The organism is Streptomyces oceani (genome assembly GCF_001751245.1).
GTDB classification, from domain to species: Bacteria; Actinomycetota; Actinomycetes; order Streptomycetales; family Streptomycetaceae; genus Streptomyces; species Streptomyces oceani.
The window spans coordinates 35781-42517 of sequence record NZ_LJGU01000089.1; the positions used below are offsets into that span (position 1 = coordinate 35781).

A 6737-nucleotide genomic window follows, 5' to 3' on the forward strand; every position below is an offset into this window, starting at 1 on the left:
AGCACGCCGCGGGCGGCGGGCAGTCCGAGCACCGCACGCCGCGTCCGGACGACGGCCCGCACCCCGGGCAGCCGGTCACGCCGGCACAGCCCGCCGTACCAGCACAGCACCAGCCCGGCCAGCAGCACGGCCAGCAACAACCGGGGCCACAGCAGCCCGGTCAACAGGAGTCCGTGCCCTCGCCGCGCGTCCCGGCCGCTGACCCGCTGCCCAAACGCAACCCGCACGCCGAGCGTGCGCACCCGGGGAACACCGGGTCGTTGGGCTCGGCCACCACCGAGGAGCAGGCCTCCGAGCGGCCCGCCGACTCCCGTACGACCGACGCCCCGGCCCCCGGTACCACGAGCGGCCCCCGGGCCAACGAGCCCCGCCCAGCGGCCCCGCCCGGCGGGCACACAGGTGGCGGGACGCTGCCCGGGGAGCCGGAGCAGACCGACGCCGCCGCCCCGCCGCTGCCCAAACGCCAACCCCAGACCCACATCGCCCCCCAGCTCACCGACGCCTCCCCCGCCGTCCCCGCGTACGACCAGGACCGCGACCTGCCCGCCACGACTGTCGGCCTCAACTGGGGCGCCTGGCAGTCCGGGACCCGTGCCGCAGAACAGGAAGAAGACGAAGCCCCATGAGCAACCACCTCAGCCGGAACCACAAGGCCAGGAACCCGGAAGTCCAGCAGATCCTGGACGAGAAGATCGACAACATCGCGGGCGTGCGCGGCGCGGTCGTCCTCTCCGACGAGGGCGTCCACATGTACTGGAGCATCCTGGACGACAGCACCGCCGAGCGCCGCGCCCCGATGGCCTCGGTGTTGGGCAACCTCGCCGACCGGTACGCCGCCGAGGAGCGCGGCGGCGCGGTGCGCCGGGTGATCCTGGAGATGGAGGACGGCTTCGTCGTCGTCGGCCGCATCGGCCACCACTCGTACCTCGCCCTCAGCGTCGAGCAGGACGCCAACCTCGGCACCATCGCGTACGAGAGCACGCTGCTCACCAAGCGGCTGGCGCACGTCCTGGACGCCGAGCTACGCACCCCGGCCCAGGGAGGTGCCAACACGTGACGGGGCGTCCGCCGCCGTCCGGTCGCCGCTCCCGCCCCTGGTCCCCCACGGGCGGGAAGGTGCACGACCTCGACGGTGACAGCGGAATCCACTTGGACACCCAGGTGACCGCGGTGCCGGACAGTGGCGTGACGGGGCCGCCCTCCGGCTCCCAGCACGCACGGATCATCTCCCTCTGCCGTACGGGCCGCGCCGTCGCGGAACTCGCCGCGCACCTGGGCCTGCCGGTCGGCGTCGCCGGGGTGATGGTGGCGGAACTGCGTGCGGCCGGACAGGTCACCACCCGCGCGCCGCTGGACATGACGGCGGACAGCGTGGTCACCGACGCCCTGCTACGACGAGTGAGAGACGGACTCCTGAATGTCAGTTAACGCTCCCGGCGCGCCCAGCGCGCCCGATTCCGAGGTGCCCGTGCCCGACTCGACGAAGATCCTCATCGCCGGGGGCTTCGGCGTGGGCAAGACGACGTTCGTCGGCGCGGTCAGCGAGATCGAGCCGCTGTCCACCGAGGCGCAGCTCACCACCGCCAGCGAACCGGTCGACGACGTGTCCGGGGTCAGCGACAAGACCTCCACCACGGTCGCCCTGGACTTCGGCCGCCGCACCCTCGACGGCATAGTGCTGTACCTGTTCGGCACTCCAGGCCAGAACAGGTTCTGGTTCATGTGGGACGACTTGGTGCGCGGGGCGATCGGCGCGATCGTGCTCGCCGACACCCGGCGGATGACGGACAGTTTCGCCGCCGTCGACTTCTTCGAGAAGCGGGGCGTGCCGTTCCTGGTCGGCGTCAACCGCTTCCCGGACGCGTACGCCTACTCCAGCCAGGACATCCGGGACTCGCTGGACCTGCGCCCGGAGGTCCCGGTGGTGCACCTGGACGCCCGTAACCCCACGTCGACCCGGGACACCCTGGTGTCCCTCATCGACTACCGGCTCAGCCGCTCCGTGACCTCGGCGTAACGGTCAACTTCCCGCCCCGCGCCGGCACTCCCCAGGCCGCGCGGCACCGAGTCGTACCCACCACCCCACCCGCGCAACTCCCCATCCGCGCGGTTCCCTCGTCCGCACAGTTCCCGAGTCTCCGAGTCGCACGATCCGAGCCACACGTTCCGAGCCGCATCTCCGAAAGGCTGGCCCGTCTTGCCCTCCTCCGAGTCCGCGCCCTCCGACATATCGCCCTCCGACATACCCGCCTCCGGTGCCGTGCCCGTCTCCGACACCGACCTGTTCAGCGACGCCACGCTCAGCGAGCCGTACGCCCCCTACGCCGCGCTCCGCGAAGCCGGCCCGGCCGTCTGGCTCAGCCGCCACCAGGCCTGGGCTGTCACCGGATACGCCGAGGTGAAGCAGGTGCTGGAGGACACCGAGACGTTCTCCAGCGTCGACGGGGTCGCCCTCACCGACCTGGCCAACCAGCAGTTCCTCGCCGGCACCGTCCTCGCCTCCGACGGCGCGAACCACGCCCGGCTCCGGCGCCCGCTGTCCCGGCAGCTCAATCCGCGCGCCATGAGGTCCCTGGCCGAACGCATCCGTCGGCAGGCTGACGACCTGGTCGTGGAGTACGTCAACCGCGGCCGGTTCGACGCCGTCGAGCTGGCCACCCGGATGGTGGCGGACGTGGTGATGGAGCTGATGGGGCTGCCCGACTCCACTCGCGGGAAGGTGCTGGAGGGCGCCGCGGCCACCTTCGACCTGTTCGGACCGGACAACGAGCGCTACCAGCGGTCCGCGCCGATCGCCGGCGCCATGCTGGCCTTCCTCCACGAGGAGGTGTCCCGCGACACCGTACGGCCCGGCTCCTGGATGTCCGCCATCTACCAGGCGGTGGACGACGGGCGGTTGGAGGAGGCGGACTGCGTGCCGCTGATGTCCGCCTACACCACCGCCGGTATGGACACCACGATCCACGGGCTGTCCACCGCCATCCACCTGCTGGCCACTCACCCCGCGCAGTGGGCGGCTCTACGCGCGTCAGACGCCTCCAGCGAGAACGCCTTCCACGAGACCATCCGCTACGACGCGCCCGTGCAGGGCTTCGGCCGCCGCGCCACCCGGGACACCCATATCGGCGGTACGGCGATCGCGGCGAACGACCAACTCTGGGTCTCCCACGGCGCGTCCGGCCGCGACCCGCGCAAGTGGGGCGCGGACGCGGACAGTTTCCGGGTGGACCGCGCCGACGCCGCCGAGCACCTGGCGCTCGGCAGCGGGCCGCACTCCTGCGCCGGCAACCACCTCGCCGCTCTGGAGGCCGGATCGCTGCTGTCCTCGCTCGTCGACCGCTGTGTCGAACTGGAGTTGGACGGCGAGCCCGTGCGCGCGCTGAACAACGTGCTGCGCGGTTGGCACAGCCTCCCCGTCCGGGTCGCGCCGGCGGGTTGAGCAGGGCCGGGACCCGATCCGACGCGCAGCCCGCGCGAACCACCGGATCGGGTCCCGGTCGCGTCCGGGGCTCAGGAAGGTCTCACAGGTCGAGCTGGTACTCGACGCTGCGGTGCGTCGGCTGGTAGCCCAGTGCGTCGTTGATCCGCCGCATGTACGGGTTACTGTCCGCCGTGTCCGTCAACAGTCCGCCCAGCCCCGGGTGTTCCCCCCGCACCCAGCGCACCGACTCGGCCTTGATCCAGCGGCCGAGGCCGCGGCCCCGGTGCTCGGGCAGCACGCCGGTGCCGTAGTGCTGGCCGTCGCCCCGGCCGTTGCCCGGCACCACGACCTCGGTGAAGGCGGCTATCGAGTCGTCCGAGGTGTCGACGGCCACCACCGTGTACAACAGGTCGCCGCGCTTCGCCACGGCCTCGGCCGCGGCCCGTACGCGTGCGATGTCCCAGGCCACGGTGCCGTAGTCGGTGTCGTCCATGGGCATGTCGTCCATCGCGCGGCGGGACGCTGCGAAGGTCTCGGCCAGTTCGTCGGGCACCATGCCGGACCAGCTCACCAGCCGGTATCCGGGGTGCGGCCGGCGGGCCAGCTCCGCGAGCGCCGCCCGATCGAGGCGGCACGCGGGCGCGGCCTCGTCCGTACGGTCGCCCTCACCGCCGTCCGTACGGTCCGCCGGCGGGCCGCCGTCGAGCGGCAACCGGGCGTAGGTGAGCGCCAGCACCGGGCGGAACCCGCGTGCGGCCAGGAAGCGTTCGCCGGGCGAACCGGCTCCCGCCTGCGCCAGCACGCTGCGCCGGCCGTCCGCGCGCGCGGCGGCCACGGCCGCCTCCAGCAGCCGACTGCCGGTGCCCTGTCGGCGCTCGGCGGGATGCACGCTCAGGTGCAGTTCGGCGAGGTGCGACTGGCCGGCGTGCGTGAAGCGGCGGAGGAAGGCGGAGCCAGTGGGTATGCCGTCCAGGTCGGACGCGAGCCACACCAGGCGCTCGCTGGCGACGGCTGGTTCGGGATCGGTCAGCGCGGTGATGCGAAGGGGCTTGTGGGCAGCGCGGGGGGCCGGCTGCTCGGAGTGTTGCGACACGGCGTCTCCGTGGTCTGAAGGTTCGGGGTGACAGTACGCGGGCGCGACCACGGCAGGTTCGTACGCATAACCGCACACCTCCTTCTCTACGGACGGCCGGTATGGCGTGGCTGACCGGGAACACCCGGCCAACCCCAGGACAACACGTGCCTGCTGGCAGCCCCAAGGTAGTCGTACCCGGGCTGGCGGGCAATGTGTCCTCCGCAACTCTGGCACGGGAACGCCGAGGTCATCGGCGTGGGTTGCCGGCGCCGGGGCACGCGGGCCGCCGCGCCGGGGCACGCGGGCCGCCACGTCAGCCGGGCTCGTGCACCTGCTCGCAGTCCTGCGCCCGCTGGATGTAGCGGTCGATCGCCTCGGGCAGCAGAGTGCGCTCCACGACCATCGCGGCGGCGCCCCGGGTGCTCGCGTCGTCTCCCAGCCGGGACCGCTCGATCCGCAGGTTGCGAGTGGCGGCGTGCACGGCGTAGCGGTACACGCTCTCGTGCACGCCGGCGAAGAGGTGGTCCCCGGCGTCGGCCAAGTAGCCCCAGATGCTGATGACTTGCGGATTGAGCAGGTTGATCACCCCGGCGAGCACCTCGCCGATCTCCCGGCCCGCCTCCCGTACCGCCTGACGTGCCTCGAGCACGCCCCCGTTCGCCGCCTCGGCCACCTCGCGGGCGGTCCCGATGGCGTGCCCGCCGTCGTTCAGCGTACGGGCGAGGGCGCCGCCGGAGGCGATGGCGCTGAGGCAGCCGACGTTGCCGCAGGCGCACTCCGCGGACGCGCCGGGCACGTGTGTGTGACCGATCTCCCCGGCCAGGCCGGCGGCCCCGCGTGCCACCCGGTCGCCGATCACGATGCCGGACTCGATCACCGTACCGACCTTGAGCAGCACGAAGACCGGGGCGTCGGGCCAGGCCCCGCGGTGTTCCCCGAGCGCCAGCAGGTTGATGTCCGGCTCGACGAAGACCGGGCCCGGGTACAGGTTGGCGAGCCGTTCCGCGATCGGGTAGTCGATCCAGGGCCGGGTGGGGCCGCTGGGCGGCGGCTGGGTCGTGCCCAGCTCCACCGTGCCCGGCACCCCCACGCTGATGCCGTGCACGCGCGCGGGTGAGGCGCCGAGCGCGGTCAGACCCCGGGTGAACTCGCGCTCCACCCGGGCCAGTACGACGTCCGGGCCGTAGCCGATGTCCAGGTCGACGAACCGGCTCCAGAGAATCCGACCGTGCAGGTCGGTGACGGCCGCCCGGATGGCGCTCATGCCCAGCTGCGCGGTGAGGACGAGGCCCGCGCCGGGGTTGAAGGTGAGCACGGAGGGCGGCCTGCCCCGGCGTGCGGTGCCGCTCGCGGCGCTGTCCCTGCTGCCACCCGAGCCGCTGTCCCTGCTGTCACCCGAGCCACCGCCCGCACCGACGTCCGGGCCCTGCTCCAGGAGGCCGTGCGCCCGAAGCAGCTCGACGCGCTCCGCGACGGTGGACCGGGCCAGTCCCATCTGCTGTGCGATCTGCGAGGTCGTGCTGGCCCGTCCGCGCCGTACCAGATCCAACACTTCACCCGCTCGGGCCGTGCGTGCGGCCCGGGCGGTCGTCCGCTCCGACGCGGTCTCGGACCGTCCGATGTCCGGCCCCGGATCAGCCTCCGCTGCGTTCAGGATGTCCCCCTCATGCGCCTGACACATACCGGTTAGTACCATGATATATCGATGTGCTCGGTGCAATCCGAGATACTTCTCGCTGAGAGCGTCCGGCGGTGGGTGAGTGGGAGAAGGAGGGCGTCGAGGCCCAAGTCCGGCAAGGCGGAGGAGGGAGGCAGCCGGAGGCGCTGTCGACCAACGACAACGCAGCCGGGCGCCGGGCATCGGCGACCGACGCCGCTCACCCACCGCCGGACGCTCTCAGGTCGGTCGCCTTGTGCCGGTGATCGTCGGAAGGCGGGTCAGATGCCCCACTCTGCACACTTCCCTGACACGCCCGCCGAGACGCCTGCGCCGCGTACGGCCTCGGCCTCGGCCGGGACAGCCGCGAGCGAGGAGACGCACGTGCCCGTAGTGGTCCTGATCGGGACGCTGGACACCAAGCACGCCGAGTACGCCCACCTGCGTACGCGGCTCACCGACCACGGGTGTTCCGTACTGCTGATCGACGCTGGCGTGCTCGGCGCCCCGGGCATCACGCCGGACATCGGCCGGGACGCGGTGGCGTCGGCCGGCGGTCGCCCGCCGGCCGCGACCGTCGGGCA

Annotated in this window: 8 protein-coding genes; 6 read left to right on the plus strand and 2 right to left on the minus strand. The window is 72.6% G+C overall.

The features are described 5' to 3' along the window. Window positions 1-173: 173 nt before the first annotated feature. From AN216_RS00715 to AN216_RS00735, 5 genes are all read left to right on the plus strand, one after another. The gene (locus AN216_RS00715; protein ID WP_070194589.1) at window positions 174-626 is read left to right on the plus strand and encodes a hypothetical protein; all 453 of its coding nucleotides are present in this window, start codon (window positions 174-176) and stop codon (window positions 624-626) included. Beyond that, complete coding sequence (locus AN216_RS00720; protein WP_070194590.1) at window positions 623-1057, plus strand: roadblock/LC7 domain-containing protein; 435 nt, start codon at window positions 623-625, stop codon at window positions 1055-1057. The genes AN216_RS00715 and AN216_RS00720 overlap by 4 nt, the downstream gene beginning before the upstream one ends. Then, complete coding sequence (locus tag AN216_RS00725; protein ID WP_070194591.1) at window positions 1054-1428, plus strand: DUF742 domain-containing protein; 375 nt, start codon at window positions 1054-1056, stop codon at window positions 1426-1428. Before AN216_RS00720 ends, AN216_RS00725 begins: the two co-directional genes overlap by 4 nt. After that, the gene (locus AN216_RS00730) at window positions 1418-2017 is read left to right on the plus strand and encodes a GTP-binding protein (protein ID WP_070194592.1); all 600 of its coding nucleotides are present in this window, start codon (window positions 1418-1420) and stop codon (window positions 2015-2017) included. Before AN216_RS00725 ends, AN216_RS00730 begins: the two co-directional genes overlap by 11 nt. Window positions 2018-2197: 180 nt before the next feature. Then, window positions 2198-3439, plus strand: a complete 1242-nt coding sequence (locus AN216_RS00735) for a cytochrome P450 (RefSeq protein ID WP_244502258.1) — start codon at window positions 2198-2200, stop codon at window positions 3437-3439. A gap of 82 nt (window positions 3440-3521) precedes the next feature. Here the strand turns inward: AN216_RS00735 and AN216_RS00740 are convergent, their stop codons facing one another. Beyond that, on the minus strand, window positions 3522-4514 hold the full coding sequence (locus AN216_RS00740) for a GNAT family N-acetyltransferase (protein WP_070194593.1): 993 nt from the start codon (window positions 4512-4514) through the stop codon (window positions 3522-3524). Window positions 4515-4809: 295 nt separating this feature from the next. Continuing rightward, complete coding sequence (locus AN216_RS00745) at window positions 4810-6177, minus strand: ROK family transcriptional regulator (RefSeq protein WP_079166101.1); 1368 nt, start codon at window positions 6175-6177, stop codon at window positions 4810-4812. A 360-nt stretch (window positions 6178-6537) separates the two neighbouring features. Here AN216_RS00745 and AN216_RS27935 point away from each other — a divergent pair. After that, window positions 6538-6737 (plus strand): Tm-1-like ATP-binding domain-containing protein (locus AN216_RS27935; protein WP_170842981.1); only part of this gene is annotated, 200 nt, incomplete at its 3' end.

Excerpts from the sequence above, each read along its gene's own strand:
- AN216_RS00730 (WP_070194592.1), top strand. The coding sequence starts at position 1,418 with ATGTCAGTTAACGCTCCCGGCGCGCCCAGCGCGCCCGATTCCGAGGTG.
- AN216_RS00720 (WP_070194590.1), top strand. The coding sequence starts at position 623 with ATGAGCAACCACCTCAGCCGGAACCACAAGGCCAGGAACCCGGAAGTC.
- AN216_RS00745 (WP_079166101.1), bottom strand. The coding sequence starts at position 6,177 with ATGTGTCAGGCGCATGAGGGGGACATCCTGAACGCAGCGGAGGCTGAT.